General features: G+C 52.2%; 1 protein-coding gene. It reads left to right on the forward strand.

Annotation, left to right across the window (positions count from 1 at the left end; genetic code table 11):
• Positions 1-853 (forward strand): DUF4906 domain-containing protein (locus D0T87_RS25235; protein ID WP_163178651.1); only part of this gene is annotated, 853 nt, incomplete at both ends.

The raw sequence follows: 853 nt of genomic DNA on the forward strand, positions 1-853 counted from the left end.
AGGTGAAAAAGCGATGTTAAGCATCCAGCTGGATGCGCCCACCCTCTCGCGTGCCTCAGGCACCGTACCCACCGATGCGGTGGGCAACTATACGGTATTTATTACCGATAAGAGTACCGGCGATATCAACACAGCATGGACCAAATACAATAGCGATGGAACAGCGCTGACCGGTGATAAGGCTCTGGGTGTAACCACCAATGCCCAACATGTGTACATTGTAGCCAACGGAGGCGACCTGAGTTCTATCACTACACTGGCTGCCCTGAAAGCTTACAAAGCCGACCTGAACGGAACAGGTGCCCAGTCTTCGGCTACAAACCGTTGGGCTACCGGTGCAACCGCCAGTGCCCTGAGCTTTACTAATAGCGGTGACGGCGAATACAAAGCCAGTACTAGCGTTACCCTGACATTTATTGCTGCACGTATTACCGTTACAGTAGATAACGCGATGACCAAGTACGGTGAACCCGGTTCGCTTACATTGAACAGTATTGCCGTATTGAACGCCCGTGGCGAATCCCTGTTGTTCCCCGCCAGCGGTACTTCTTTAATTCCTTCGGCTTACACCGGTGGTAAGAAGTTCTACACCGGCTATGACAAGCCCAGCGGTGAAACCTGGTCTTTCTGGCCAGCGGCTGGTACCTACACCGTGGCTGCCGCACGTTTTCTGGATGCCCTGAACCTGGCTGCTCCGTCAACCACCTATTATTACTATGTGTTTGAAAACGATGCAACCACAGCTAACGCTTCGCCTACCATCGTTACCCTTACCGGTAAAGATAAGGATGGCAAGAACCTCTACTGGCCTGTTCACCTGGCTTCTTACGAGCAATGGAAATCAGGCAGTGGT

Source organism: Bacteroides sp. 51 (assembly GCF_010500965.1).
GTDB lineage: Bacteria > Bacteroidota > Bacteroidia > Bacteroidales > Bacteroidaceae > Bacteroides.